General features: G+C 44.3%; 26 protein-coding genes and 1 tRNA gene. 14 read left to right on the top strand and 13 right to left on the bottom strand.

The window, feature by feature from the left end; genetic code table 11:
• Nucleotides 1-111 precede the first annotated feature (111 nt).
• A tRNA-Phe gene (locus tag DXC10_RS08355) sits at nucleotides 112-184 on the top strand.
• Nucleotides 185-312: 128 nt separating this feature from the next.
• Here DXC10_RS08355 and DXC10_RS08350 read toward each other — a convergent pair.
• From DXC10_RS08350 to DXC10_RS08345, 3 genes are read right to left on the bottom strand one after another with little or no spacing between them, the layout of a single operon-like run.
• Nucleotides 313-1,083: a class I SAM-dependent methyltransferase gene (locus tag DXC10_RS08350; protein WP_101544167.1), complete on the bottom strand. Its 771-nt coding sequence runs from the start codon at nucleotides 1,081-1,083 to the stop codon at nucleotides 313-315.
• Nucleotides 1,084-1,095: 12 nt separating this feature from the next.
• A complete protein-coding gene (locus DXC10_RS16320; protein WP_158557831.1) occupies nucleotides 1,096-1,260 on the bottom strand; it encodes a hypothetical protein in 165 nt (54 codons plus the stop codon).
• 4 nt (nucleotides 1,261-1,264) lie between these two features.
• Nucleotides 1,265-1,618 (bottom strand): helix-turn-helix domain-containing protein, encoded by a 354-nt coding sequence (locus DXC10_RS08345; protein WP_101544164.1) that lies wholly within the window; start codon nucleotides 1,616-1,618, stop codon nucleotides 1,265-1,267.
• A gap of 165 nt (nucleotides 1,619-1,783) precedes the next feature.
• Between DXC10_RS08345 and DXC10_RS08340 the strand changes: the two genes are divergently transcribed.
• Nucleotides 1,784-2,314: a DJ-1/PfpI family protein gene (locus tag DXC10_RS08340; protein WP_101544162.1), complete on the top strand. Its 531-nt coding sequence runs from the start codon at nucleotides 1,784-1,786 to the stop codon at nucleotides 2,312-2,314.
• Between the two features lie 71 nt (nucleotides 2,315-2,385).
• Here DXC10_RS08340 and DXC10_RS08335 read toward each other — a convergent pair whose 3' ends face one another.
• Entirely contained in the window at nucleotides 2,386-3,132 is a 747-nt protein-coding gene (locus DXC10_RS08335; protein WP_101544159.1) for a TIGR02757 family protein, read from the bottom strand.
• A 227-nt stretch (nucleotides 3,133-3,359) separates the two neighbouring features.
• Here DXC10_RS08335 and DXC10_RS08330 point away from each other — a divergent pair, with 227 nt between their 5' ends.
• A complete protein-coding gene (locus DXC10_RS08330) occupies nucleotides 3,360-3,953 on the top strand; it encodes a type 1 glutamine amidotransferase family protein (RefSeq protein WP_101544157.1) in 594 nt (197 codons plus the stop codon).
• Between the two features lie 136 nt (nucleotides 3,954-4,089).
• Here the strand turns inward: DXC10_RS08330 and DXC10_RS08325 are convergent, their stop codons facing one another.
• Entirely contained in the window at nucleotides 4,090-4,947 is an 858-nt protein-coding gene (locus tag DXC10_RS08325; RefSeq protein WP_180949215.1) for a hypothetical protein, read from the bottom strand.
• Between the two features lie 139 nt (nucleotides 4,948-5,086).
• Here DXC10_RS08325 and DXC10_RS08320 point away from each other — a divergent pair, with 139 nt between their 5' ends.
• Nucleotides 5,087-5,977 (top strand): DMT family transporter, encoded by an 891-nt coding sequence (locus DXC10_RS08320; protein WP_101544274.1) that lies wholly within the window; start codon nucleotides 5,087-5,089, stop codon nucleotides 5,975-5,977.
• 15 nt (nucleotides 5,978-5,992) lie between these two features.
• Here the strand turns inward: DXC10_RS08320 and DXC10_RS08315 are convergent, their stop codons facing one another.
• Nucleotides 5,993-7,003, bottom strand: coding sequence for an N-acetylmuramoyl-L-alanine amidase (locus DXC10_RS08315; RefSeq protein WP_180949214.1), 1,011 nt, complete (start codon nucleotides 7,001-7,003; stop codon nucleotides 5,993-5,995).
• Nucleotides 7,004-7,113: 110 nt separating this feature from the next.
• On the opposite strand from DXC10_RS08315, the gene DXC10_RS08310 reads away from it, so the two are divergent.
• The gene (locus DXC10_RS08310; protein ID WP_101544151.1) at nucleotides 7,114-8,394 is read left to right on the top strand and encodes an O-acetylhomoserine aminocarboxypropyltransferase/cysteine synthase family protein; all 1,281 of its coding nucleotides are present in this window, start codon (nucleotides 7,114-7,116) and stop codon (nucleotides 8,392-8,394) included.
• A gap of 433 nt (nucleotides 8,395-8,827) precedes the next feature.
• Here the strand turns inward: DXC10_RS08310 and DXC10_RS08305 are convergent, their stop codons facing one another.
• Complete coding sequence (locus tag DXC10_RS08305; RefSeq protein WP_101544148.1) at nucleotides 8,828-11,320, bottom strand: family 20 glycosylhydrolase; 2,493 nt, start codon at nucleotides 11,318-11,320, stop codon at nucleotides 8,828-8,830.
• 177 nt (nucleotides 11,321-11,497) lie between these two features.
• Here DXC10_RS08305 and DXC10_RS08300 point away from each other — a divergent pair, with 177 nt between their 5' ends.
• On the top strand, nucleotides 11,498-13,786 hold the full coding sequence (locus DXC10_RS08300) for an NADP-dependent malic enzyme (protein ID WP_101544145.1): 2,289 nt from the start codon (nucleotides 11,498-11,500) through the stop codon (nucleotides 13,784-13,786).
• A gap of 432 nt (nucleotides 13,787-14,218) precedes the next feature.
• Nucleotides 14,219-15,556: an NADP-specific glutamate dehydrogenase gene (locus DXC10_RS08285; protein WP_101544135.1), complete on the top strand. Its 1,338-nt coding sequence runs from the start codon at nucleotides 14,219-14,221 to the stop codon at nucleotides 15,554-15,556.
• Between the two features lie 289 nt (nucleotides 15,557-15,845).
• On the opposite strand, the gene DXC10_RS08280 is transcribed toward DXC10_RS08285, so the two are convergent.
• From DXC10_RS08280 to DXC10_RS08265, 5 genes are all read right to left on the bottom strand, one after another.
• A complete protein-coding gene (locus DXC10_RS08280) occupies nucleotides 15,846-16,283 on the bottom strand; it encodes a DUF6078 family protein (protein ID WP_101544132.1) in 438 nt (145 codons plus the stop codon).
• Nucleotides 16,284-16,290: 7 nt separating this feature from the next.
• The gene (gene nadD / locus DXC10_RS08275) at nucleotides 16,291-16,854 is read right to left on the bottom strand and encodes a nicotinate (nicotinamide) nucleotide adenylyltransferase (RefSeq protein ID WP_101544130.1); all 564 of its coding nucleotides are present in this window, start codon (nucleotides 16,852-16,854) and stop codon (nucleotides 16,291-16,293) included.
• An 11-nt stretch (nucleotides 16,855-16,865) separates the two neighbouring features.
• Nucleotides 16,866-16,991 carry a hypothetical protein gene (locus DXC10_RS16625; RefSeq protein ID WP_255419789.1) on the bottom strand — a complete coding sequence of 42 codons (126 nt, stop codon included), beginning with the start codon at nucleotides 16,989-16,991 and terminating at the stop codon, nucleotides 16,866-16,868.
• Complete coding sequence (gene gmk, locus DXC10_RS08270) at nucleotides 16,988-17,551, bottom strand: guanylate kinase (protein ID WP_117737665.1); 564 nt, start codon at nucleotides 17,549-17,551, stop codon at nucleotides 16,988-16,990. Before gmk ends, DXC10_RS16625 begins: the two co-directional genes overlap by 4 nt.
• Nucleotides 17,552-17,639: 88 nt before the next feature.
• Nucleotides 17,640-18,518, bottom strand: a complete 879-nt coding sequence (locus DXC10_RS08265; protein ID WP_101544126.1) for a YicC/YloC family endoribonuclease — start codon at nucleotides 18,516-18,518, stop codon at nucleotides 17,640-17,642.
• Nucleotides 18,519-18,617: 99 nt separating this feature from the next.
• On the opposite strand from DXC10_RS08265, the gene tsaB reads away from it, so the two are divergent.
• The 7 genes from tsaB (at nucleotide 18,618) to rseP (ending at nucleotide 25,291) form a co-directional block, all read left to right on the top strand.
• Nucleotides 18,618-19,310: a tRNA (adenosine(37)-N6)-threonylcarbamoyltransferase complex dimerization subunit type 1 TsaB gene (gene tsaB / locus DXC10_RS08260; RefSeq protein ID WP_101544124.1), complete on the top strand. Its 693-nt coding sequence runs from the start codon at nucleotides 18,618-18,620 to the stop codon at nucleotides 19,308-19,310.
• 44 nt (nucleotides 19,311-19,354) lie between these two features.
• Nucleotides 19,355-19,978 (top strand): DUF4290 domain-containing protein, encoded by a 624-nt coding sequence (locus tag DXC10_RS08255; RefSeq protein WP_101544123.1) that lies wholly within the window; start codon nucleotides 19,355-19,357, stop codon nucleotides 19,976-19,978.
• Between the two features lie 18 nt (nucleotides 19,979-19,996).
• On the top strand, nucleotides 19,997-21,301 hold the full coding sequence (murA, locus tag DXC10_RS08250) for a UDP-N-acetylglucosamine 1-carboxyvinyltransferase (RefSeq protein ID WP_101544120.1): 1,305 nt from the start codon (nucleotides 19,997-19,999) through the stop codon (nucleotides 21,299-21,301).
• Between the two features lie 3 nt (nucleotides 21,302-21,304).
• Entirely contained in the window at nucleotides 21,305-21,841 is a 537-nt protein-coding gene (gene rimM, locus DXC10_RS08245; RefSeq protein ID WP_101544118.1) for a ribosome maturation factor RimM, read from the top strand.
• Nucleotides 21,838-22,695: a M23 family metallopeptidase gene (locus DXC10_RS08240; protein ID WP_101544116.1), complete on the top strand. Its 858-nt coding sequence runs from the start codon at nucleotides 21,838-21,840 to the stop codon at nucleotides 22,693-22,695. The genes rimM and DXC10_RS08240 overlap by 4 nt, the downstream gene beginning before the upstream one ends.
• Before the next feature lie 3 nt (nucleotides 22,696-22,698).
• Entirely contained in the window at nucleotides 22,699-23,853 is a 1,155-nt protein-coding gene (locus tag DXC10_RS08235; protein WP_101544114.1) for a 1-deoxy-D-xylulose-5-phosphate reductoisomerase, read from the top strand.
• Between the two features lie 103 nt (nucleotides 23,854-23,956).
• Nucleotides 23,957-25,291: an RIP metalloprotease RseP gene (rseP, locus tag DXC10_RS08230; RefSeq protein ID WP_101544113.1), complete on the top strand. Its 1,335-nt coding sequence runs from the start codon at nucleotides 23,957-23,959 to the stop codon at nucleotides 25,289-25,291.
• A gap of 134 nt (nucleotides 25,292-25,425) precedes the next feature.
• Here rseP and DXC10_RS08225 read toward each other — a convergent pair whose 3' ends face one another.
• Entirely contained in the window at nucleotides 25,426-26,325 is a 900-nt protein-coding gene (locus tag DXC10_RS08225) for a diaminopimelate dehydrogenase (protein ID WP_117737664.1), read from the bottom strand.
• Nucleotides 26,326-26,396 lie beyond the last annotated feature (71 nt).

Genomic DNA, 26,396 nt, shown 5'->3' with positions numbered 1-26,396 from the left:
CATAAACGCTGATATTTAGCTACATAGCCATTTATCAGCGTTTTTTATTTCAAAAGCTATTGCACAGTCCAAAACTTTCACTACCTTTGCAACCGCAAAAGAGATAGAAATGGTGTCATAGCTCAGTTGGTAGAGCAAAGGACTGAAAATCCTTGTGTCCCCGGTTCGATTCCTGGTGACACCACTTGAAAGAAATAATGTAATCCCTGAATTTCATTGAAGTTCAGGGATTTTTTCTTTGGACACTTTACTAAATACCTTCAGCTATGATTACATCATAATACATATTCCCGGCTATCTTTTCGGCATTGACTATCTCTTCCCTATGTAGAACACATAGCCGTAAAAGTCCTTATACTTATTATATAAGTGCATTTCGTGCCGTTGATTGGCAATAAAATCCTCTGCCGTCTTATTCCCGGCATACTTCTTCAAAAACAGTTCCTGCACCTCCACTTGCGGTTGATAGAAATGTTCCGTCCAGCAGTTCTCCGGCAAAATGAATGTGGAGACGGGGAGGTAACCTGCCTTTTGCATTTGCGCCACTTTATTCGGAATGGTATTGATCTCAGGATACGCATCCATCCAGAAGTCATTGATTTCGGCAGGACGCTCATCGGTGAACCACGACACCTCCGTAACCGCAACATAACCGCCCTTCTTCAAAAACTTCCTCCATTCATTCAGTCCGCGTTCAAACCCGATGTTGTAGATTGCCCCTTCAGACCAGATAAGATCCAGTTCCCCTTCCTGAAACGGAAGCTGATCCATAGAACCGACCACGCCCCTCACTCTACCTTGCAGATTGCGTTGCCCGGCATTACGGTTAAAAAGACGGATGAACTCAGGAAACAAATCAAGTCCTGTGATTTGTCCCGGGGCATTTTCCGCCAGAACCATTGTCTGCCCACCGGTACCACAGCCCATGTCAGCAATACGCGCTGTATCTGTAAGGCCGTCTATAAAGCTCAGTGCCTTCAGCGTCACTTCGGGACTGCCCGGACCTTGACGTTCCACAGTCGAAAAATATTCACAGATCAAATCAAAGTCGAACTCATGTATCGATGTATTTTCGTTACCCATATTGTTTTAAGTTTAATAATTTGACATTCCGCACCACTCTAATAAGTTTGCCTTTACGTTACCCCACTGAAAATGAGGTTGAACAAGAGCCACTTTCAGAATGGCAACTTCCTGAGCTCGCAATGGCGAAATAAATGTCAACAGACAAATACCTATTATATATAAGAATTTACTCATAGCTTCAATTCTTTTGTATACTCCTGCGTTCCAATATATCCGTCATATGTTCCAATGCCCAACCCACTAAAGATTCAATATGAGGCATCAGGCTATATCCTGTCTCAGTAAGAGTATATTCCACACGTGGGGGGACTTCAGCATAGACTCTCCTGGCAATAAGCCCATCCGTCTCCAAAGAACGGAGCGTGACCGTAAGCATACGTTGTGAAATGTCACCGATTGTTTTCTGAATATCACAGAAACGCATCGTACCATTTGTTTTTAGGGTAACCATGATAAGCATTGTCCACTTATCACCCAACCTACTCAGAACATCCCTTATGGGACAAGCATCCGCATGATGAAAGTTTTCCATTTTTTAACTTTTACTAATTTACTGAACTTCAACAATGGTTACATTGTTGTAAGTATCTAACATTCAAGTGCGTTATTGTTATTACACAATCTGATCAATAACTTTGCACCACAAAAGTAATAAACTTACTGAAAATAACTATTGTTTCACTTAATAATAAAGATTATGGCAAAAAAAGTTGCAGTATTAGCAGTAAATCCTGTCAACGGATTTGGTTTATTCCAGTATCTGGAAGCGTTTTTTGAGAATGGTATTTCTTATAGAGTTTTTGCAGTAGCAGATGATAAGGAAATCAAAACAAACTCCGGCATTACCCTAATAGCCGATGATGTAGTGGCAAACCTGAAAGGACATGAAGATGAATATGATGCACTTGTGTTCTCTTGCGGCGACGCTGTCCCCGTATTTCAACAAAATGCCAACAAACCATATAACCTTACAATGTTGGAAATCATCAAGACATTCGGCAAGAAAGGTAAAATCATGATCGGGCATTGCGCTGCCGCCATGATATTTGATTTTACAGGTATTACCAAAGGTAAGAAAGTAGCCGTTCACCCGCTGGCAAAACCGGCTATACAGAATGGAGAAGCAACCGACAACTCTTCGGAAATTGACGGAAACTTCTACACGGCACAGGAAGAAAACCATATATGGACAATGATGCCGAAAGTAATTGCCGCATTGAAAGTATAACCGATACAAGGAAGTTCTATGGCAACTCAAATGGCAGATCAATCATAGGACTTCCTTTTTTACTCACAAAACTATATACTCTTCAAGATTATTCGTACATTTGTCGCATCATACCCTATCCCGTTTATCCCGCTGCCAAACAACGCGAAATCTCCCAGACAAGGATCATCCGGAAAAATTTCTGCCAAAGCGGAAGTTATGTTCCGCGCATTCTTCAAAGAATACGTTTCCGTATCGGTAAGCCCCAACAGATAGGCCACCCGGCATACATGGGTATCCAAAGGAATTACCAACTCCCGGCAGTCGAACTTCTTCCAAAGTCCGAAATCGACTACGGAATTCTGACGTATCATCCACCGCAGGAACATGTTGAGCTTCTTTTGCGGACTTTTGGCGGAAACTTCCAGAAAACCACATAGTTTCTCCATAGGCGTACCGGAGTAATTCAGCAAAGCATCTTCCATATAGTCGAAACGGGAATAAGCATCATGTAAACGAGCAAAATAGGTGTAAAAGTCGGCATGGGAAAGCATACGGTAAAAACTGCTTCGGTCGGTCGGCAGAAAATCTTCTTTCCAACGGCAAGACAATACATATTGATAAGGCGAAGTCCCCATCAAGTCATGCAGTTCCTCCGCTTTCTTCAAAATCTGTTTACGATTACCAAAACTCATGATGGCAGTAAGCAAACCGCTAATCTCAATATCTTGTTTCTTTGTATATCGATGTGGAAACTGTATCGGATCTCCTTGTATGAAATCAATACAGTGGAACTGCTTCGCCCATGCCAGAAGGCGCAATTTCGTTTCTTCGGTCATCTGGAAAAATTACGTTTTTATTTAAAATGCAAAGATATCGAATTTATAGTAACATCGAACAAGTCCCCCGTTCCTTTTCCCCCTATTTTTGTATCGTGAAAAAGCGAATAGAAAGACAGAGATTTATATCCCTGTAGGGTAATAAAATTCAATTTCATTGGTGTATACTGTAGAAATAATGTATTTTTGTAGGTCTCAAAGAAAACCACTTAAATAATAAAAGACAAATGAAAAAAGAAGTATTATTTTTACTCTTAAACGAATATGCCGATTGGGAAGGCGCCTACCTTGCCAGCACTCTGAATGCAGGAGTGATGCCGGATAGCGAAGTGAAATATATAACTAAAGTCGTTGCCCCCACATTAGAGCCGGTATGTTCCATCGGTGGTTTTCGTACCCTGCCCGATTACAGTTTTCAAACGATGCCGACAAATTATGCGGCACTGATATTAATAGGTGGTATGCAATGGAATTCGCCCGAAGCGGAACAAGCAGTTCCATTAGTGGAAGACGCCCTGAAACATGGGAAAATTGTTGGAGCCATCTGTAATGGGGTTTCTTTCATGGCCAAACATGGTTTTCTCAACGAAGTAAGACATACAGGAAACACTGTTCAGCAATTAAAGCTCTGGGGTGGAGAGAACTACACCAATGAAGCCGGTTATGAAGAGAAACAAGCTGCCAGTGATAAAAATATAGTTACCGCCAACGGAACAGGGCAGCTGGAATTCTGTCGCGAACTACTTTTGTTGTTGAAAGCTGACACACCAGAAAAAATCCATGCGACTTATGACTTTTATAAAAATGGATTGGTGAGATAATCGTTCCTCCTTCCGTTGAAGGCCGGAGTATCGCTTCCGCACTCGTAAAACGGACTTATGAATATGCGGCAGAACAGAATGCCCCCAATAATTCTGTTCTGCCATCTGCCATTAATCTATTCATTGATACTCATCTTTAATCAAGACTTACCCCATACTCTTCAATCGTCGTCATATCCATCTCAGTATATGTTCCTTTAGTCTTGATATGCTGGACATCTTTTATAAAGGATTCAACATGAGTCAGGAAATTCTGAAACTTTTTCATTTCCTCAGGATGTCCTTCTACGGTAGGCAAACGTTTGGCAATATCCAACTGAATAACCAGTTTTGCCAGTTTCATATCAAGATGAGCTGTATCGGGGATAGGTTTACGAATGCAAAGAGCCAGAATACTATGCATTGTGGCAGCCATTCGTTTCATAGAAAGTAGTTGCTCTTTCATCGGATTGTCATTCAGTAATACCTTTTGTGCCTCATCAGCAAAAGGAGAAAGGATATCGGTGATGTTCTCTTTGTATTCAGACATTTCCACACTCAGCTGATAATTGGTGGACAATAATTTGTCAGCTGCCATCTTATTGTCCGATTTCAGATATGAAATATACATATCAAAAGTTGAATAAAACTGTCTTCTGGCCTGAAACAACTGAAAATAATTCTGTTTCAAGTTACTCCGTGTTTCTTCATTGAAATAAGGACCCGGATTTACAACAAATGCAGAATCTTTCTGAGAGAAAGCGGGAGGAGCTATGGCAGTCAAGGCAGGTGCTTTTCCACTCTGTTCCATGTATCCCAATACTGCATTTACATCTTTTTCTACCACTACATTTTTCAATAAAGCCAGAGAAGTATTATAATATGTCATCACCTGGTTGGCCTGTTCTACCTCCCTTGGAGTATAGTTTACCACCGTTCTTTTCTGAGTACCGCCACAAGAGGCCAACGTGAAGATCATTATAATTCCCCCCACAAACATTAAATTTTTTCGCATAAGGTTTCCTTTCATTATTTATAAGTGTATATCGCTCCTGCAAACGTTTTTATTCACTAATTTTGCACGATGTAATGTGAAAGAAACAAACGATCAAAATAGATAGTTCTGAAACATCATCAAAAAATCAATATAAATGATACAAAATAGCCCTATAAAAGGATATATATACGCTGCTCTCTCTTCCTCCACATTCGGGTTGGCTCCATTCTTTACTTTATCTTTATTAGCTACAGGATTCTCTTCGTTCGAAGTATTGACCTACCGTTGGGGGATTGCCTCCCTTGCATTGGCTGTATTCGGATTAATGTTGAAAGAACCCTTCCGCATCAGCCCCCAAGATTGGGGGACCGTTTTCTTGCTCAGTCTGTTGCGGGCAGCCACTTCCTTTAGTCTGGTAATAGCCTACCAGTATATCGCCAGCGGCGTAGCATCTACCATTCACTTTATGTATCCTCTTGCGGTAGCGGTTGCCATGATGTGTGTTTTCGGAGAAAGGAAATCATTTACAGTACTATTTGCCGTATCCATTTCTCTGATAGGTGCCGGGTTATTATCATCGGGAGAAATCAATTCTGGAGGAGAGAACCGGATAACAGGTATGATTGCCGCCATTTCATCCGTATTCTTTTATGGAGGATATATTATAGGAATACGCAAAAGCCGTGCCGCCCATATCCCGTCCACGGCATTTACCTGCTACGTCATGGCATTAGGAGCACTGTTTTTCATCATTGGAGGTATGTTCACAGGAGGTATCCGACTTGTAACCGACGGATATACCTGGCTGAATATCCTCGGACTGGCATTGCCCGCTACAGCCATCTCCAACATCACGTTAGTAAAAGCCATCAAACACATCGGCCCTACACTGACATCCATCTTTGGAGCATTGGAACCTCTTACCGCTGTAGCTATCGGATACAGCATATTCCATGAGAAATTCACATTGGCCGGTGCCATCGGTATCGCATTGATTTTGGCTGCAGTAACAGTAGTAGTCATGTACGAGAAGAAAGCGCATGATTAGATTGGCCTTCTACTTTTATTGGGTCTTTTTATAATCTGCGATAAAGCCTTCCATCATCCATTTTGCCAAAGCCTGGCGATTGGAGCTGATTACAAAACGACGCTGGTCGAAAGTATTCTGGATATTGCCCAACTCCACAAAAACAGCCGTAGGAGAAGAATTCAACAGGACATACAGATTTCGAGGACTGACAGTTCCTTCAAATCCTCGATTAGGTTGATGTTTATCGTATTTTGATTCAAAAGTTTTTTTCATTATAACCGCCAACTTCTTTCCTAAAACACTTTTGGGTGCATGATAAAAGAACACATCCGTCTGATGGCTCTTACTACGGCTATCCACATGCAAGAAGATAGCACGGCAATACTTGTATATTTTCCGGTCCTGTCTATAAAACTCATTGATCTTGGCACACCGTTGTTGTAGTCGCGCTACCTGATTTAAAGGAATGGCAGCCCCCATACAAGTTTCACGTTTACTGTTGGAAAGATAACGGTCGTCACGGATACCGTCTTTCGCATCCTGAATGATAATACGGACTTCAGCACCTTCCTGCATCAAATTCCGTGCAAGACGCAAAGCTACATCATACGCATATTCATCCTCATGTAATTCTACCTTGCCTATCTTGCCTATAGCCCCGGGATCGGGTCCGCCGTGACCACTGACTACATAAAAACAGGTTCCCTGCAAACGGTTGGAAGTAACCTCTACATTGGCAAGTTCTTTCCCGAACAGAGGTTCTTTGACCGATCTTTTTTTACCGGTAGAAGAGACATTGGCTGTTTTTCCATTCCTCAATGGTGGCAAAATATACTTCATTCCCAATCGTAGTTCCTCTTTTCCCCGCAGACGCTTCTGGTTCAGACGCAGAAATTCTTTATAGTAAACTTTGCCCGTACGGTTATTACGTTCGAGGAAAGCCGAAATACCTTCACCCGCTTTCGGACTATCCCGTTCTTCCTGGGCAAAGAGAGAGAGGAAACTAAAAATGAGAAAAGAAAAGATGAATAATATTCGCATCATAATGTATTCGCAGTATTTTTTCCTTATCGCGGACAAATTTACATTATTTTCCTTACTTTTGCGACGATAAATACATTAATAGATAATAAACTCTAAAAATAGATAGCATTATGGCAAAACAATTTAAGCCTGAGACCTTGTGCGTACAAGCCGGATGGACTCCTAAAAAGGGTGAGCCCCGTGTACTCCCCATCTATCAAAGTACAACCTTCAAATATGATACCAGCGAACAGATGGCACGCTTGTTCGACCTTGAAGACAGTGGCTATTTCTACACTCGCCTGCAAAACCCTACGAATGATGCCGTTGCTGCCAAGATAGCCGCCCTCGAGGGGGGGGTAGCCGCTATGTTAACCTCCAGTGGACAAGCAGCAAATTTCTATGCTATATTTAACATTTGCCAAGCAGGTGATCATTTCGTTTGTTCATCTACCATCTATGGTGGAACATTCAACCTTTTCGGAGTAACCTTGAAGAAACTGGGTATCGATGTCACTTTCGTCAACCCGGACTCACCGGAGGAAGAAATCTCCTCCGCTTTCCGTCCAAATACCAAAGCACTGTTCGGCGAAACGATTTCCAACCCGACACTGGAAGTACTCGACATCGAAAAATTCGCCCGCATCGCCCACGATCATGGTGTACCTTTGATTGTAGACAACACCTTCCCCACCCCTATCAATTGCCGCCCATTTGAATGGGGAGCTGACATTATAGTACACTCTACAACTAAATATATGGACGGACATGCTACCAGTGTAGGTGGTGCCATAGTAGATAGCGGTAACTTTGATTGGGATGCACATGCTGATAAATTCCCCGGATTGTGCACACCGGATGAATCTTACCACGGATTGACTTATACAAAAGCTTTCGGTAAAATGGCTTATATTACCAAAGCTACCGCCCAGTTGATGCGTGACCTCGGCAGCATCCAGTCGCCCCAGAATGCATTTTTGCTAAACCTCGGTCTGGAAACCCTTCACCTACGCATGCCTCAACACTGCAAAAATGCCCAAGCTGTTGCCGAATATCTTTCCAAAAACGATAAAGTAGCTTGGGTAAACTATTGTGGCCTGCCCGGAAACAAATACTACGAACTGGCACAGAAGTATATGCCAAACGGCTCTTGTGGCGTTATTTCTTTCGGTCTGAAAGGCGGACGCGAAGTATCCATCAAATTTATGGACTCATTGAAACTGGCTGCTATCGTAACCCACGTTGCCGATGCCCGTACTTGTGTGCTGCATCCTGCCAGCCATACGCACCGCCAATTGACAGACGAGCAACTGATGGAAGCAGGCGTACGTCCTGACCTGATTCGTTTCTCCGTAGGTATAGAAAATGCGGATGATATCATTGCAGATATCGAACAGGCGCTGAATGCGTAAACAGATAAACAAAAAGAGAGAGATGAGCTTACTACATTTTCTAATCATAGTAAGCTCTTTCTATTTTCCGCTACATCAATATTATTCTTGCTGACCATAACGGATTTTATTTTATCCCCCTATTCTCCAATGTTATTTTTGAAGTAAAAAAGGAACAGATTTCCCCTGCTTTTTCCATTAAAAGTAAAAATTTGATTAATCGACAAACAATACTAAAAGAGTACTTCAAAGAAGGTTATCTTTCTTCGTCTTCCGAAGTACAATTGAACTTTTCTGAAGATATGAATCCTATCCTATTATATTATTCTTATAAACATTAAGTCAATGTGGCAATTCTAAAAAAACAATGGAAGAGAACTGACGTGCAGCACTCTCCCATTGTTTCCAAACGATTGGTTGTTTTATAATTATTATACCTCCCCCCAGGTAATTGCTATTGTTCCTTAAAAGTTATCGGCAGACTTTCTTTGCCCAAATAAAATGTCTTCGCTTTGATAACTGATGCGTCACATTTCACCGGTTCCACCCATAATGTAGATTGGGCAGTCGGTTCTGTCCCGTCAGTAGTATAACGTATTTCCGCCCCCTCAATGGCTACATTGGCATATAGATTGCCGTCTTTCATCAACAGTCCCGGTTGGGGCAAACGGAAATTAATACCGTTCTTTACCCAATAAGGCATCTCAGCCTTACTGATTTTCTCATAATAAAGTGCCAAAGCCTGATTGAAAACTTGCTGTTCTTCTGTACCGGAAAGAAATTCCCATATCGGATGGGCATTCCACCCGCGTTCTGCCAGCCCCATCAATTTTGGGAAAAGAAGATATTCCACACCTTCGAAGTTGCGGATGGTTTCGGCAAAGAGTTGCCCCTGTACACCGATTATATTCTGCTTGCCAATCTCAGTCAAAACAGTTTTTCCCTTTTCAGCTTCATCCAAATCAATAGGATTACCTGCCTTATTCACACGCAGCGAACGGTAAATGCTATAAGGAAGCATAGAGAAGGAAACAGATTCATCCACATAACCTCCCCAGTCAAGTCCGCGCTCGTCGGGATGGCCGTTATACGCCATATCCATATAGAAATTACCTACGTTACAAAGGATAACCGGATAACCGTTATTGGCGGTCTGATAAACCACTTCATCAGAACCCGGAACGGTGTTCCAACAATACACCCCTTCGGTCTGTTGCCGCAACTGCCGGTGAGCTTCTTCCGTATGCCCCAAAGCAACTTCCTGCCAACCACTGATTTTCAAGCCATTCTTCTGCATGATACTCGCCATCTGCGTGATGAAATACTCTGACAGGTCGTGGGCTTTCGTCATACCTTTCTCTTTCATCAACTTCCGGCATTTGGGAGACCCCATCCATACACCATGAGGCACTTCATCGCCACCCAGATGTATGGTAGTCAACGGAACACCCGCCTCTTTGTACATGGCATTGATTTCCTGAATTACTTTTTCCATAAAACGGTAGGTAGAAGGCAACGCAACATTGATGACATTATCTGTATAGTATTGAACGGACTCGTAACGGGAAGTATCTTCCGGTTCACTCAACATATACTCGGCCGCCTTTTCAGGATTAGTCCCGATATATTTATTATAACGGGCTTTCATAGAAACGATAGCCGCACGGGCATGTCCCGGAGATTCGATTTCCGGTATTACGCGTACATGCCTTTCTGCTGCATATTTCAGCAGGTCGATAAATTCTTCACGGGTATAATATCCATTACCGGGAGTCTTCGCCTCAGGATCATATCCACCATCATAGCCCGGATAAAGACATTGGCTCTCGTTTGTGGTATGCCCCCGGCGACTTCCCACTGTAGTCAGTTCCTCCAGACCGGGAATTTCCAGGCGCCACCCTTCGTCATCGGAAAAGTGAAAATGCAATGCATTCATCTTATAGGAAGCAAAAGCGTCAATCAGCTTCTTCATGTTTTCCGGTGTAGTATAGTCACGGGCTATGTCTATCATCTGCCCGCGATACGGCAAGTCAGGATAATCCTGTATTCTTACTCCCTCCAACACATACGGGGCCTGCTTACCTTTCAGCATAGAGAGCAAGGTTTGAGTACCGTTGAAAATTCCATGAGGAGTAGCAGCACCAATCCTTAACCGGCCATCACCTATACTTATAGTATAATATTCATCGTTTATGGCTTCTTCCTTATCAGCAAGAGTCTCTAAGACAATCGTCACGCGAGCGTTGTCTACCACCTCCAGTCCATAGCCGGGGAGTTTTTCTTTCAACAGTTTTGCTTCACCCGAAAATTCTTCAGGAAATTCTATCCCTACCTGGCCATCCAATGTAACACGGCCATAGGCTGACACCGCTTTCTTTACCGAAGGCAAGACATCCGATTGCTTCAAAGCAGGTGCATCAACCAGACGAAGGTTGGTTTGATATATCTTAGCAGCATCCGGATAACCGGGAAGCGATTCAGGAGAAGGCAATGGAAGCGCATTCATCTCCACCGGAAAAGGTTTGCCCTCCTTGCCGTCGATGATTGCCACCCAATAAGTACCTTCAGGAGCATGCGAACTTCTGTCCAACTTATAAGTACACCGAAAAGTGATACGCATAGAATCACCCGGAGCCAAAGAGGTAAAGTTCTCTGTGGGAGACATTTTGAAGAAGTTACCATTCACCACCTCAATCTTTACCGCCGGATTTTTTTCTTGCTTAACGCCACGGGGAAGCTGTGAATAATAAATGGCCCAGTCCTCGGGCAGAGGGTCATCAGAGACATTCTTGAGCACAAAAGTGTTCTCATAATATCCAGGTTCAATACCATTCGCACCCATTTCCCAGGTTAGAGCAACCGGTGCTTTCTGTTCGTTACCAGTCTTGCACCCTGAAAATAGTGCCATTACAAATAGTCCAGCTAAAGGAAATTTCAAAAATCTCATGTTAATCATGTGTTAAATTAATAAACGGGGGTTAATATATTGTTATACGATGTCAAAAATAAGCATTTTTAGCTTATCTGATGATAATTCTAATAGAAATTAGTTGTGACGAGCTACAATTTAGAACAATTATCCCTACATTTGCAGCAAAATCATAACTAATTTAACATTTTTACCATGGCTAAGATAACCAAAGAAGCTGCTTTGCTCTATCATTCGCAAGGCAAACCTGGAAAAATAGAAGTAGTGCCCACCAAACCCTACAGTACACAAACCGATCTTTCGCTTGCCTACTCTCCCGGCGTTGCAGAACCGTGTCTTGAAATTGAGAAAAACCCGCAAGACGCGTATAAATATACAGCTAAAGGTAATCTTGTGGCTGTAATCTCCAATGGCACAGCCGTACTCGGTCTGGGCGATATAGGCGCCCTCAGCGGTAAGCCGGTTATGGAAGGAAAAGGCTTGCTGTTCAAGATTTATGCCGGCATCGACGTATTCGATATCGAAGTAAACGAAAAAGACCCTGACAAGTTTATTGAGGCCGTCAAAGCCATCGCTCCTACTTTTGGTGGTATCAACCTGGAAGACATCAAGGCTCCCGAATGTTTTGAAATAGAACGTCGTCTGAAGGAAGAACTTGATATCCCCGTGATGCACGACGACCAGCATGGTACAGCCATCATTTCCAGTGCCGGACTGCTGAATGCCCTGGATGTGGCAGGCAAGAAGATCGAGAATGTAAAAATCGTAGTAAACGGTGCAGGTGCCTCTGCCACTTCATGTACCAAATTATACGAATCTCTCGGTGCACGCCGTGAAAACATCCTGATGCTGGACAGTAAAGGGGTTATCACCAGCGACCGTGAGAACCTGACCGAACAAAAGCGTTATTTTGCCACCGACCGCCGTGATGTGCATACACTTGCCGAAGCCATCAAAGGTGCCGATGTATTCCTGGGACTTTCCAAAGGTAATGTATTGACACAAGACATGGTACGCAGCATGGCCGACCATCCTATTGTATTCGCCCTTGCCAATCCTACCCCTGAAATCTCTTATGAAGATGCCATGGCAGCGCGTCCGGATGTATTGATGTCCACCGGCCGTTCCGACTATCCGAACCAGATAAACAATGTAATCGGTTTCCCCTATATCTTCCGCGGTGCACTTGACACACAAGCCAAGGCCATCAACGAAGAAATGAAAATCGCCGCAGTACATGCCATCGCCAACCTCGCCAAACAGCCTGTACCCGATGTAGTGAACGAGGCTTATCATGTAAACAACTTCTCTTTCGGCCCCGAATATTTCATTCCGAAACCGGTTGATCCGCGTCTCATCACGGAGGTGTCTTGTGCCGTAGCACGCGCAGCCATGGAAAGCGGTGTAGCCCGTAAAAACATAGAAGACTGGGATGCTTACAAACTGCAACTGCGTGAATTGATGGGGTATGAAAGCAAACTGACCCGTCAACTCTACGATACAGCCCGCCGTAATCCGCAACGTGTGGTGTTTGCCGAGGGAATCCATCCCAACATGCTGAAAGCCGCTGTCGAAGCCAAGGCCGAGGGAATTTGCCATCCCATTATATTAGGAAATGACGAAGCCATCGAAAAACTGGCAAAGGAACTCGACCTGAGTCTTGAAGGCATTGAAATCGTAAACCTGCGCCACCCCGACGAAGCGGGACGTCGCGAACGCTATGCACGTATCCTTTCCGAGAAGCGTGCCCGTGAAGGCGTTACTTACGAAGAAGCCAACGACAAGATGTTCGAACGCAATTACTTCGGTATGATGATGGTAGAAACCGGTGAAGCCGACGCTTTCATCACCGGACTCTATACCAAATACAGTAATACCATCAAGGTAGCCAAAGAAGTGATCGGTATCCGTCCGGAATACAAGCACTTCGGTACAATGCACATCCTTAACTCTAAAAAAGGTACTTTCTTCCTTGCCGATACGCTTATCAACCGTCATCCCGATGCAGCAACCTTGATTGACATTGCCAAACTATCCGAACACACGGTACGTTTCTTCAACCACACGCCGGTAATGGCAATGCTGAGCTACTCCAACTTCGGTGCCGATAAAGAAGGAAGTCCGGTAAGCGTACATGAAGCTGTTGACTATATGCAACAAAATTACCCTGAACTTGCCATTGACGGCGAAATGCAGGTGAATTTTGCCATGAGCCGCGAAATGCGCGACGCCAAATATCCCTTCACCCGACTGAAAGGCAAAGATGTGAATACGCTTATTTTCCCCAATCTGAGTTCAGCCAACTCTGCCTACAAACTGTTACAGGCAATGAATACGGATGCCGAACTGATTGGTCCTATCCAAATGGGATTGAACAAGCCTATTCACTTTACCGATTTCGAAAGCTCTGTACGCGATATCGTAAACATCACCGCAGTGGCAGTTATCGACGCCATTGTCGACAAAAAGAAAGCCGGTAAATGAAAAGGCCATTATCAAAATCTCAAATAGTTTGCATTACGCTCCTTTGGGCAGCACTTTGTTATATCGTTCTGACAACAGCCGAACGAATTGACGGTCCAATCATACTAACGCTTGTCATTTCGGCTGCATTAGTATTTATTCCGGTAATAAAGTCACTCAAAAGAGGATAAATAATATCTTTTTATTCCTTTTTGCGGGATAAAACAATATTTTTGTTGTTTTATCCCGCATTTTATTTATAAATTGTTTGTTTGTATCATTTTTATGTTTACTTTTGCAACCGCAATAAAAGATAATGTGACAGTGTGCAAATATGCAAATGCGCCAATACCCCTTGTGGTATGAAACAACCGATGTAATCATAACACAACAATCAGCACATCAACATATTGGCATATTAAAGCAATAAGCAACCAATAAAAGAAATAGATTATGAATGCAGCTAAGGTATTAGAAGATCTGAAAAGACGGTTCCCCAATGAACCGGAGTATCATCAAGCAGTAGAAGAAGTACTTTCTACTATCGAAGAAGAGTACAACAAACATCCGGAATTTGACAAAGCCAATCTGATTGAACGCCTTTGTATCCCCGATCGTGTTTACCAATTCCGTGTTACTTGGGTGGACGATAAAGGTAACGTACAAACCAACATGGGTTACCGTGTACAACACAACAACGCCATTGGCCCATATAAAGGCGGTATCCGTTTCCATGCTTCCGTAAACTTGAGTATCTTGAAATTCCTTGCATTTGAGCAAACATTCAAGAATTCACTGACTACCCTTCCTATGGGTGGCGGTAAAGGTGGTTCCGACTTCTCTCCGCGTGGTAAATCAAATGCTGAGGTTATGCGTTTCGTTCAGGCTTTCATGCTGGAGCTGTGGCGTCATATCGGTCCTGAAACGGACGTTCCGGCCGGTGATATCGGTGTAGGTGGCCGTGAAGTAGGCTTCATGTTCGGTATGTACAAAAAACTGACTCATGAGTTTACCGGAACATTCACAGGTAAAGGCCGTGAATTCGGTGGTTCACTGATTCGTCCGGAAGCTACCGGTTACGGTAACATCTACTTCCTGCTGGAAATGCTGAAAACCAAAGGTACCGATCTCAAAGGCAAGACTTGCCTGATTTCCGGTTCCGGTAATGTAGCTCAATATACTGCTGAAAAAGTATTGGAAATGGGCGGTAAAGTTTTGACGATGTCCGATTCCGACGGATATATATACGACCCCGCAGGTATCGACCGTGAGAAACTGGATTACATCATGGAGTTAAAGAACCTCTATCGTGGACGTATCCGTGAATATGCCGAACAATATCCGGGTGTCAAGTATGTAGAAGGCGCACGCCCCTGGGGTGAAAAAGCAGATATCGCTCTGCCGTCTGCAACTCAGAATGAAATCAACGGTGACGATGCCAAGAAATTAGTTGCCAACGGTGTGATAGCAGTATCCGAAGGTGCAAACATGCCTTCTACCCCCGAAGCTATCCGCGTATTCCAGGAAGCTCAAATCTTGTATGCTCCGGGCAAGGCAGCCAATGCGGGTGGTGTATCCGTATCCGGTTTGGAAATGACTCAGAACTCTATCAAACTGGGCTGGAGCTCTGAAGAGGTAGACGAAAAGCTGAAAAGCATTATGAAGAATATCCACGCAGCTTGCGTACAATATGGTACGGAAGCCAATGGTTATGTAAATTATGTGAAGGGTGCCAATGTTGCCGGATTTATGAAGGTAGCGAAAGCCATGATGGCACAAGGAATTGTATAAGCCATAGAATACAATTATAACAAAGAAGAAGGCGGAGAACTCGTAAGGGTTCTTCGCCTTCTTCCGTTACCAACGCATATAAAGCATCAGACATGATTTTACTTATATAAGTCCGTTTCCATGTACAGATACTTCCGTTCCCCTTCATAGAAACGCTCGTTCCCATTAAAGGGAACGGCAGTTTCTACTAAAGGGAACGGGCGTTTCTATCAGAGGAAACGGGCGTTCCCTACCCACGGGAACCACAAGCTGCTATATATCAATAACTTTCCTCTTAATGACAGAGTGGTTAATCGTACCAATTATAACCGTCTACATATTCATCAAAATAATCATCCAACTGCAAGCCCAGCTCTTTGGCCTGACGGATGATGAATTCCTGGTCGGCAGGTTTAATCAGATACTCACCCTTGCGTGCGAGGTAGTAGTTCTTTCGCCCGAAATGCGCAATAAGACGTAAACGGAATGTACCTGCCACACGGACAGTCAACAATTCTGCAACATGGGTAAATCCTTTGGCATATCTGACAGTAGTGTCCGGACAGTAATATTCACATCTTCCTTTCATTGCCGCAAGTCTTTGAGGAGTCAAAGTCGGCAGAAACGGGTAATTCACGGGAGCATGCTTCAAAGCTATACGGCGCAGACAAGTAGAGGCTTGGGGACAATCGGCAGATGCACATACCCCAAAATTGTAGGGTACCTGCGAGTAATCAAATTTTTCCATTTTTATATCAAAATATTTTGGTTAGTTCCTCATAAACGGCAGGATGAAGGAAGTAGCGTATATCTTTTCCTTCTTCCAAGGCGTGGCGGATAAAAGTAGAACTAATCTCGAAGGTGGGGGAAGCTGCCAATTTAATGTTTTGCGGCAAAGATACGACATCTACGGGATAACCGGGACGGGGATAGATAAGAATAGGATTTTCGGTAAGAATACGCTCCGATTCTTTCCATTGAGAGAAAAGGTTCCAGTTATCAGAGCCGATTATTAAATAAAAAGTATATTCGGGATAAGCTTGTTTCAAGCTATCCAACGTATGGACAGTGTAAGAAGGCCGCGGCAAACGAAACTCGAAATCGGAAGCCCGGAATTTCGGATAACCTGCAACGGCAAGCTGCACCAACTTCAAACGAAGCTCATCGTCCATCAAGAGAGTTTCCTCTTTCAGCGGGTTGTGCGGGGTCACCATAAACCACACCTCATCCAAGCCCTCATATTCACAAAGATAATTGGCAAGGGCTAAATGTCCGATATGTACGGGGTTGAATGAACCGCTGAAAATTCCGATATTCAAAGCTATTATAATTAAATTTTCTTTCCTCTCAGACGTTTCCAGCAAGCCCCGGCATTGGTAGCAGTAAGAAACATAACCGGCAACATGGCTACAGCAGTGGCATATTCCTTGTAATGAAGGCCTCCGTTGTTTCTCATAAGTCCAAGAATTGGGTAATTACTTTCAAAGCTTCGGCTTCAGCCGTTTCCAAGTCATCGTTCACAATCACTTTGTCAAACTTTGGAGCAAAGCCAAGCTCGTATTCAGCTTTCGCGATACGGCTTTCAATGACATCGGGAGCATCCGTGCCACGACCGACCAGCCGCTTACGCAATTCTTCTACCGACGGTGGTTGAATAAATACGGACAAGGCACGTCCACCATAGAATTTCTTGATATTACAACCGCCTACGACATCTACGTCGAAAACCACATTCTGCCCATCGGCCAACTGCTTTTCTACTTGCGCCTTCAACGTTCCGTAAAAACGATCCTGATAGACCTCTTCATATTCAAGGAACTCGTCATTGGCGATGCGACGACGAAATTCCTCGGGAGTAAGAAAGAAATATTCCACTCCGTTCCGTTCTGCCCCGCGTGGCGGACGGCTGGTGGCTGATATCGAGAAAGCAAGATTCAAGTTCTGCGCCAACAGATAATTGATGATCGTCGATTTGCCCGAACCGGAAGGAGCTGAAAAGATAATAAGCTTTGCCATCTATGCATTTACGATTTATTCCCTACGGTCATGACACATCTTTTATCTTTGACACATAGGTACGTTGACTATTTTTCACAATGTGATATTACATTACGTTCAAGACTTGTTCCTTGATTTGTTCCAGCTCGTCTTTCATCTGTACGACAATTTTCTGCATCTCGGCATGGTTGGACTTACTACCCAGCGTATTAATCTCACGTCCCATTTCCTGTGCGATGAACCCCAGCTTCTTACCTTGCCCGTTACCACTTTCCAGAGTACTGATGAAATACTTCAGATGATTGGCAAGGCGTTGCTTCTCCTCATTGACATCCAGTTTCTCAATGTAATAAATAAGTTCCTGCTCCAAGCGGTTCTTATCATAATCCACACTCAAGGTCTTTTCCAAGGCATCGGTGATACGTTCTTTGATTTTAACAACACGTTCTTTCTCGTAAGGAGATACCGCTTCGAGCAGATGAGCTATATTGGTTATTTTCTCACGGAATTTCTTTTCCAAAGCAGCCCCTTCCTGTTTGCGGAAGTCCACCAGATGGTTGATAGCTTCACAGACGGCAGTATGTACAATCGCCCACTCTTCGTCACTCAACTCCTGCGCTTCGTTCTTCGTCATCACATCCGGTAGCCGAAGTAAAGTAGCAAACCAATCGCCCGGTTCGGGAATGCCGGCCGACGCGGAAATCTCTTTAATTCTTCTATAGTAAGACTCTACAATCTCTTGGTTGATGGGAGTAGCAAGCTGGTCGGCATCCTTTTTCTCTATCCACAGGCTGAAATCTACCTTGCCGCGTTCCAGTACTTTGGATATTTCATTACGGATCTCCATTTCCTTCTCGCGATAAAGCGGAGCGATACGAGTGGATAAATCCATTGCTTTACTGTTGAGCGATTTTATCTCAACATTGATTTTCTTATCGGACAGTTCGGCAGTAGCTTTGCCATAGCCCGTCATTGATTGTATCATAATGCTTCTTAAGTTTTGCGCAAATTTACGTGATTATTTTAATTAGTGAAAATAATCACGTAAATTTGTCAGCTGATTAATATAACAAGGATAGAAACTATGTCATGTATCTTGCATATTGAAACGTCTACCTCGGCTTGCTCCGTTGCCGTGAGCGAAGATGGACAAAACATTTTTAAGAAAGAAGACCTGAAGGGGCCTTCACACGCTGTGCAGCTGGGAGTTTTTGTAGACGAGGCATTGTCGTTTGCCGACAGCCATGCCCTGCCTCTGGACGCTGTAGCCGTGAGTTGCGGACCGGGGTCTTATACAGGACTGCGCATCGGCGTATCTATGGCGAAAGGTATCTGTTACGGTCGTAACCTGCCACTTATCGGCTTGCCTACCTTGAAGGTACAATGTGTGCCGGTGCTGCTTTATCACGAAGAGTTGCCCGACGACGCACTGTTGTGTCCCATGATTGACGCCCGCCGTATGGAAGTATACGCCGCTATCTATGACCGTGCATTGAACACGGTTCGGGACATAGCCGCCGATATAGTAGACGAGAACTCTTACATCGAGTTTTTGGATAAACAGCCGGTTTACTTCTTCGGTGACGGTGCCTCCAAATGCAAGGAAAAGATTACGCATCCCAATGCGCACTTCATCGATAATATCCGTCCGCTTGCCGGCATGATGTTTCCGCTGGCAGAGAAAGCGATAGCGGAAAAGGATTTCAAAGATGTAGCTTATTTTGAACCGTTCTATCTGAAAGAATTCGTAGCAAGTAAACCGAAAAAGCTCCTGTAAGACTTATTTCAAGAATTATCAAATGTCAATTATCAATAAAAAAGATGCAATATAATACTCAGCAAAAACGGATGCCTTTGCCGGAATACGGCCGCAGCATCCAGAATATGGTAGACCATGCGTTGTCCATCGAAAATCGTGCGGAACGCCAACGTTGCGCAAACACGATCATCAACATTATGGGGAACATGTTTCCCCACTTGCGGGATGTACCGGATTTCAAACATAAATTGTGGGATCATCTTGCCATCATGTCCGGCTTCAAACTGGATATTGATTATCCGTACGAAGTTATCCGTAAGGACAATCTCGGGACAAAACCGGAAAACATTCCTTATCCCAGTACTAAAATACGCTACCGCCATTACGGCCGCACCTTGGAAGTGTTGATTAAGAAAGCTGTCGACTTCCCCGAAGGAGAAGAAAAACAAAATCTGACAGCACTAATCTGCAATCACATGAAGAAGGATTACATGGCTTGGAACAAAGATACCGTAGACGACCGTAAAATAGCGGACGATCTTGCCGAACTGTCTGACAATAAACTGCAAATGACAGACAGCATTGTTCGCCTGATGGCAGAACGGATTGATATGAACTATCGTCCCAAAATGAATAACCAGAACAACAGGAACAATAACAATAGGAATAATAAAAGGAAGTACTAAAATCACAAATCTAATATCATGGCATCATTTGTAATCGAAGGGGGACACAGACTTTCCGGTGACATCTATCCCCAAGGAGCAAAGAACGAAGTTTTGCAGATTATCTGCGCTACGCTGCTTACGGCCGAGGAGGTGACTGTGCACAATATCCCGGATATTCTGGACGTGAACAACCTTATCCAATTGATGCGGGATATGGGAGTAAGTGTATCCAAGAAAGACATTGGTACCTATAGTTTCCAAGCTGCCGACATAGACCCGGACTATTTGGAAAGCGATTCGTTCCTGAAAAAATGTTCCAGCTTGCGTGGTTCTGTCATGCTGGTGGGACCAATGGTAGCACGTTTTGGAAAGGCGATGATATCCAAACCGGGTGGAGACAAGATAGGCCGCCGCCGTCTGGATACGCACTTTATCGGTATCCAGAATTTGGGTGCGGACTTTACCTACAACGACAAACGGGAAATCTTCGAAATATCCGCCCGGCAGTTGCAAGGTACTTACATGCTACTGGATGAAGCATCTGTGACAGGAACTGCCAATATCATCATGGCAGCTGTACTGGCAAAGGGTAAAACCACCATTTACAATGCTGCTTGTGAGCCTTACGTACAGCAGCTGTGTAGAATGTTGAACCGGATGGGTGCCAAAATAGAAGGAATAGCCTCCAATTTACTCACAATCGAGGGAGTCGAAGAACTACACGGTACCGAACATACTATTCTGCCGGATATGATCGAGGTAGGAAGTTTCATCGGTATGGCAGCCATGACACAAAGCGAACTGACTATCAAGAATGTTTCGCACGAAAACCTGGGTATCATTCCCGACAGTTTCCGTCGCCTCGGTATCAAAATGGAGCAGCGGGGAGATGATATTTATGTACCTGCACAGGAAACTTATCAGATAGAGTCCTTTATAGACGGTTCTATCATGACAATTGCAGACGCCCCCTGGCCGGGACTGACACCGGACTTATTGAGTGTAATGCTGGTAGTGGCCACGCAAGCCAAAGGCAGCGTACTTATCCATCAGAAAATGTTTGAAAGCCGCCTGTTCTTTGTCGACAAACTGATAGATATGGGAGCACAGATTATTCTGTGTGACCCACACCGTGCGGTAGTCATCGGTCACGACCATGGTTTCAAACTACGCGGTGGGAATATGACCTCACCGGATATCCGTGCAGGTATTGCGCTGCTGATAGCCGCGATGAGCGCGGAAGGCAGCAGCCGGATACATAACATTGAGCAAATAGACCGGGGATATCAAAATATCGAAGGACGCTTGAACGCGATTGGGGCGAGAATTACAAGAATATAAGGAATGATACGGAGAGAAGAAGTATATAAGATCGGTGTATTCAACAAGCCGCATGGTATTCATGGAGAGTTGTCATTCACATTTACGGACGATATCTTCGATCGGGTAGAAGCGGAATACCTTATTTGCCTGTTGGACGGAATCTTGGTGCCTTTCTTTTTGGAGGACTATCGTTTCCGTTCGGACACTACAGCTCTTGTCAAACTGGAAGGGGTAAATACGGCTGAACGTGCCCGCATGTTTACCAATGTAGAGGTTTATTTCCCTACTAAACATGCCGGAGAAGTGGAGCCGGCTGAATTGAGCTGGGATTTTTTCGTAGGTTTCCGCATGGAAGAGGTGCACCATGGTAAACTTGGTGAAGTGATAGAAGTAGATACATCTACTATCAACACGCTGTTCGTAGTGGATTATAAAGGAGAAGAATTACTAATTCCTGCACAAGAAGAGCTTATTGTAGATATCGACCAAAAGCATAAAGTAATTACAGTGGATTTGCCGGAAGGAATGCTGGCACCGGATGAGACGGAAGAGGTATGAAAAAGAAACGAAGAAAAGTATTTTGGAGTAACATCAAGTTCAAATACAGACTGACAATTACGAACGAGAATACCCTTGAGGATATCATCACGTTACGTGTGTCCAAGCTGAATGGACTTTCTGTACTGCTATCCGTGTTGTTCGTATTGTTTCTGATCGCTTCGCTGATCGTAGCTTTTACTCCGCTACGCAACTATCTGCCGGGATATATGAACAGCGAAATCCGTGCACAGGTGGTGGAAAATGCGTTAAGAGTGGATTCGTTGCAACAATTGGTGGATAGGCAGAACCTTTACATCATGAATATCCAGGATATTTTTCAGGGTAAGATAAAAGCCGATACCGTGCAGTCGATAGATTCACTGACTAATATACGGAAAGACTCTTTGATGGAACGCACACAACGGGAAGCTGACTTCCGTAAACAATATGAAGATACGGAAAAATATAACCTGACAAGTATTGCAGACCGTCCCGCCGTTGACGGACTTATTTTCTACCGTCCCACCCGTGGTATGATTTCATCTCCTTTCAATGCCGAGAAGAAACATTTCGGTACGGATATCGCGGCAAATCCGGGTGAAAGCGTGTTGGCAACTTTGGATGGAACCGTTATCCTGAGTACCTATACGGCCGAAACCGGTTATTTGATAGAGGTACAGCACAATCAAGATTTTGTATCTGTATACAAACATTGCGGTTCACTCCTGAAACGGGAAGGAGACAGCGTGAAGGGCGGTGAGGTCATCGCTTTAGTAGGAAACACCGGACAGCTAACTACCGGTCCACACCTTCATTTTGAATTGTGGCATAAGGGAAGGGCGGTAAATCCGGAACTTTATATTGTGTTTTAGATTATGAAGAAACAAATTGCCATACTCGGTTCTACCGGTTCCATCGGTACGCAAGCGCTACAGGTCATTGAGGAACATCCCGACCGGTATGAAGCGTATGTGCTGACTGCCAACAACCGGGTAGACGATCTCATTGCTCAGGCACGCAAGTTCAAGCCTGAAGTAGTGGTGATAGCCAACGAATCGAAATACCGGCAACTGAAAGAAGCGCTTGCCGATTTGCCCATCAAAGTGTATGCCGGCGAAGAGGCTCTCTGTCAGATTGTGGCGGAAACTCCTATCGATATGGTATTGACTGCCATGGTGGGTTATGCCGGACTGAAACCGACCATGAACGCCATCCGTGCACGCAAGGCAATTGCCCTTGCCAATAAAGAAACGTTGGTGGTTGCCGGAGAATTAATCAATGATTTGGCACGTTTCAGCGGTACGCCTATCCTGCCTGTCGATTCCGAACATTCCGCAGTATTTCAATGTTTAGCAGGAGAGACAGGCAACCCGATAGAAAAAGTCATATTAACGGCTTCCGGTGGTCCGTTCCGCACTTATACAATAGAACAACTGGCAACTGTTACGAAAACGCAGGCGTTGAAACACCCGAATTGGGATATGGGAGCTAAAATCACCATTGACTCTGCCTCCATGATGAATAAGGGTTTTGAGGTCATTGAAGCCAAATGGCTGTTCGGTGTGCGGCCAGACCAAATAGAAGTAGCAGTACATCCGCAATCGGTTATCCACTCCATGGTACAGTTTGAGGACGGTGCCGTAAAAGCGCAGTTGGGAATGCCGGATATGCGGTTACCCATTCAGTATGCATTCTCCTATCCAGAGCGATTGAAAGCTTCTTTCCCGCGTCTGGACTTCAAACTGTGCACGGAACTCACTTTTGAACAACCCGATACGACCCGTTTCCGTAATCTGGCACTGGCCTACGAGGCCCTGCATCAGGCAGGAAACATGCCTTGTATTGTGAATGCCGCCAATGAAGTGGTAGTCAATGCTTTCCTGAAGGATAAGATTTCATTCTTGGGGATGAGTGACGTGATAGAAAAAACGATGGCACGTATATCTTTCATACAGAAACCTACTTATGAAGATTATGTGGCTACGGATGCGGAAGCCAGACGGATAGCGGAAGAATTGATCAAGCAGTGATAAAATAATAACGTTATAAAGTATAATAGAGTGATAGATAAATAAGACTACATGTCTTAAATAGTAAATAGTAATTTGTAATTTGTAATTTGTAAATAACTAGATGGAAACATTCTTAATTCGTGCCCTGCAACTCATCATGAGCCTTTCGTTGCTCGTTATCGTCCATGAGGGAGGGCATTTTCTCTTCGCCCGCCTGTTCAAAACCCGGGTAGAAAAATTTTGCTTATTTTTTGATCCATGGTTTACCCTGTTCAAGTTCAAGCCTAAAAACAGTGAAACAGAATATGGCATAGGTTGGTTGCCTTTGGGCGGCTATGTCAAAATAGCCGGTATGATAGACGAATCTATGGATACCGAGCAGATGAAGCAACCCATGAAACCGTGGGAGTTCCGCGCCAAACCGGCATGGCAACGATTGCTGATCATGGTGGGCGGTGTATTGTTCAACTTCCTGCTGGCATTGTTCATTTATGCTATGATACTTTTCACCTGGGGTGACCAATATGTCCCGGTACAGAAAGCCCCGCTGGGTATGGACTTCAACGAAACGGCGAAAGCCATCGGTTTTCGTGACGGTGACGTATTGATTTCTGCCGATGGTGTACCTTTCGAGCGTTATGGAGGCGATATGCTGACCAGTATTGTTGATGCCCGCCAAGTAACGGTATTACGCAACGGACAAGAAACATCGGTTTATATCCCCGAAGATATGATGGAAAGGTTACTGGCAGACAGTGTACGCTTTGCCGATTTCCGCTATCCATTTGTAATAGACAGTATAGCACCCGGTTCTCCGGCAGCCCTTGCAGGATTGCAACCCGGCGACAGCATCACACAACTGGATGGACGCATCATATCTTATACGGACTTTGAAGAAGACAAGGCCCAACGCCGGAAAACAGCTGATGCTTCACACGATATCTTGTTGACATACGCACGCAACGGTATAACCGATACGTTGACAATGACTACCGATTCTGTTTATAATATGGGAGTATTTGCACGTACACAAACCAGCAAGCTGCTTCCGGTCATTAAGAAAGAATACAGTTTCCTCGCTTCTCTGCCTGCCGGTGCCACTCTCGGAGTGAACACATTGAAAGGTTATGTCAGCCAGATGAAGTATCTGTTCTCGAAAGAGGGAGCCAAGCAGCTGGGAGGTTTCGGTACTATCGGCAGCATTTTCCCCGCAACTTGGGATTGGCATCAATTCTGGTACATGACAGCTTTCCTTTCCATCATTCTCGCCTTTATGAACATTCTGCCAATTCCGGCACTGGATGGTGGCCATGTGCTGTTCCTGATATATGAAATTGTGGCTCGCCGCAAACCCAGTGACAAATTCATGGAGCGTGCACAGATGGTAGGTATGTTCCTACTGTTTGGTTTGTTGATATGGGCGAACTTCAATGATATACTGAGGTTCCTTTTCTAGAAACGAAGAGGACGAGAATATGTAACTACGAAGTGAACACCGCGTAGTTACGGAACACAAAATGCGTAGTTACGGAATTTTATCCGCGCAACTACGCATTTTTTATTCTGTAATGAAGGGTGTGTTCTTCTCCCTTATACCAAATGTCCTATCCACTCTTCACGGTCACCCGGCAGGAGATCGATCACCGGGATTTCTACCATTGTATAGCAGCCCGGCTGCTGACGCATGGCGGCACGAGCCACACATACCAGCACTTGTGCGGTAAGCGCGGGATTGTTGATGCGCATATTGAATTCAAAAAGTTGATTTTGTGTCTTACCGGATACACCTTTGCGTGTCAGGTTCACGCCGTGTCCCATATCAAGCAAGGCATCCACACTGGGAACAAGTTTCACATGCGTTTCATCATTCACAAAGTAAGGATCAGCCTTGATGGCAGCGGCCACTTTGTCAAACTCATAACCGTCTTTCAGTTCGATGTAAACCATACGACGGTGGATACCTGTCCCGGTAGGAATGGTCATGGAAAGAGCCGCCTTCACTCCTTCGACAGCTTTCACGGCAACGGTATGCCCCATACTCATGCCCGGACCGAAATTGGTATAAGTGATACCTTTAGGAGCAATTGCTTCCAGTAGAGTGCGGACGATAGAATCGCTCCCCGGATCCCAGCCGGCGGAAATAACAGATACGGTATTATTTTTCTTTGCTTCAGCATCCAATGTACGACGCAAATCCTTGATACCGGTATGAATATCAAAGCTATCTACAGTATGAATGCCCAATGCGAGTATTTCCTTTGCATATTTCTCGACGCTACGGGTAGGTGTACAAAGAATTGCCACATCTACGGCTTCCAATTCCTTAATATCTTTAACGACAGGATAATCGCTCAATTCGGCAGGACGGTTTTCAGCACCTGCACGACGTACTACACCGGCTATTTCAAAGTCGGGAGCAGCTTGTAAAGCTTCGAGTACAAAATGTCCGATATTGCCATAACCTATGATGGCAGCTCTTACTTTTTTCATTCTTTTATCGATTTTAATTATCAACTTTCTAGTTTATCGGCACAAAAGTAAGCATTTTAATTCACTTTCGC

Source organism: Bacteroides sp. OM08-11, from assembly GCF_003438665.1.
In the GTDB taxonomy this organism is placed as follows: Bacteria; Bacteroidota; Bacteroidia; order Bacteroidales; family Bacteroidaceae; genus Bacteroides; species Bacteroides cutis.
Note: the sequence above shows the minus strand (reverse complement) of the source record. Positions and strands in the feature narration are given on the sequence as shown.

What these genes read in the sequence shown, in the direction of transcription:
- DXC10_RS08280 (WP_101544132.1), bottom strand. Translation starts at nt 16,283, where the DNA reads ATGGAAAAATTTGATTACTCGCAGGTACCCTACAATTTTGGGGTATGT.
- DXC10_RS08240 (WP_101544116.1), top strand. Translation starts at nt 21,838, where the DNA reads ATGAAAAAGAAACGAAGAAAAGTATTTTGGAGTAACATCAAGTTCAAA.
- DXC10_RS08345 (WP_101544164.1), bottom strand. Translation starts at nt 1,618, where the DNA reads ATGGAAAACTTTCATCATGCGGATGCTTGTCCCATAAGGGATGTTCTG.
- rimM (WP_101544118.1), top strand. Translation starts at nt 21,305, where the DNA reads ATGATACGGAGAGAAGAAGTATATAAGATCGGTGTATTCAACAAGCCG.
- gmk (WP_117737665.1), bottom strand. Translation starts at nt 17,551, where the DNA reads ATGGCAAAGCTTATTATCTTTTCAGCTCCTTCCGGTTCGGGCAAATCG.
- DXC10_RS08235 (WP_101544114.1), top strand. Translation starts at nt 22,699, where the DNA reads ATGAAGAAACAAATTGCCATACTCGGTTCTACCGGTTCCATCGGTACG.
- DXC10_RS08305 (WP_101544148.1), bottom strand. Translation starts at nt 11,320, where the DNA reads ATGAGATTTTTGAAATTTCCTTTAGCTGGACTATTTGTAATGGCACTA.
- DXC10_RS08315 (WP_180949214.1), bottom strand. Translation starts at nt 7,003, where the DNA reads ATGATGCGAATATTATTCATCTTTTCTTTTCTCATTTTTAGTTTCCTC.
- DXC10_RS08350 (WP_101544167.1), bottom strand. Translation starts at nt 1,083, where the DNA reads ATGGGTAACGAAAATACATCGATACATGAGTTCGACTTTGATTTGATC.
- DXC10_RS08310 (WP_101544151.1), top strand. Translation starts at nt 7,114, where the DNA reads ATGGCAAAACAATTTAAGCCTGAGACCTTGTGCGTACAAGCCGGATGG.
- DXC10_RS08225 (WP_117737664.1), bottom strand. Translation starts at nt 26,325, where the DNA reads ATGAAAAAAGTAAGAGCTGCCATCATAGGTTATGGCAATATCGGACAT.
- DXC10_RS08325 (WP_180949215.1), bottom strand. Translation starts at nt 4,947, where the DNA reads ATGCGAAAAAATTTAATGTTTGTGGGGGGAATTATAATGATCTTCACG.
- DXC10_RS08300 (WP_101544145.1), top strand. Translation starts at nt 11,498, where the DNA reads ATGGCTAAGATAACCAAAGAAGCTGCTTTGCTCTATCATTCGCAAGGC.
- DXC10_RS16625 (WP_255419789.1), bottom strand. Translation starts at nt 16,991, where the DNA reads ATGAGAAACAACGGAGGCCTTCATTACAAGGAATATGCCACTGCTGTA.
- DXC10_RS08285 (WP_101544135.1), top strand. Translation starts at nt 14,219, where the DNA reads ATGAATGCAGCTAAGGTATTAGAAGATCTGAAAAGACGGTTCCCCAAT.
- tsaB (WP_101544124.1), top strand. Translation starts at nt 18,618, where the DNA reads ATGTCATGTATCTTGCATATTGAAACGTCTACCTCGGCTTGCTCCGTT.
- DXC10_RS08335 (WP_101544159.1), bottom strand. Translation starts at nt 3,132, where the DNA reads ATGACCGAAGAAACGAAATTGCGCCTTCTGGCATGGGCGAAGCAGTTC.
- DXC10_RS08265 (WP_101544126.1), bottom strand. Translation starts at nt 18,518, where the DNA reads ATGATACAATCAATGACGGGCTATGGCAAAGCTACTGCCGAACTGTCC.
- DXC10_RS08340 (WP_101544162.1), top strand. Translation starts at nt 1,784, where the DNA reads ATGGCAAAAAAAGTTGCAGTATTAGCAGTAAATCCTGTCAACGGATTT.
- DXC10_RS08330 (WP_101544157.1), top strand. Translation starts at nt 3,360, where the DNA reads ATGAAAAAAGAAGTATTATTTTTACTCTTAAACGAATATGCCGATTGG.
- DXC10_RS16320 (WP_158557831.1), bottom strand. Translation starts at nt 1,260, where the DNA reads ATGAGTAAATTCTTATATATAATAGGTATTTGTCTGTTGACATTTATT.
- rseP (WP_101544113.1), top strand. Translation starts at nt 23,957, where the DNA reads ATGGAAACATTCTTAATTCGTGCCCTGCAACTCATCATGAGCCTTTCG.
- murA (WP_101544120.1), top strand. Translation starts at nt 19,997, where the DNA reads ATGGCATCATTTGTAATCGAAGGGGGACACAGACTTTCCGGTGACATC.
- DXC10_RS08255 (WP_101544123.1), top strand. Translation starts at nt 19,355, where the DNA reads ATGCAATATAATACTCAGCAAAAACGGATGCCTTTGCCGGAATACGGC.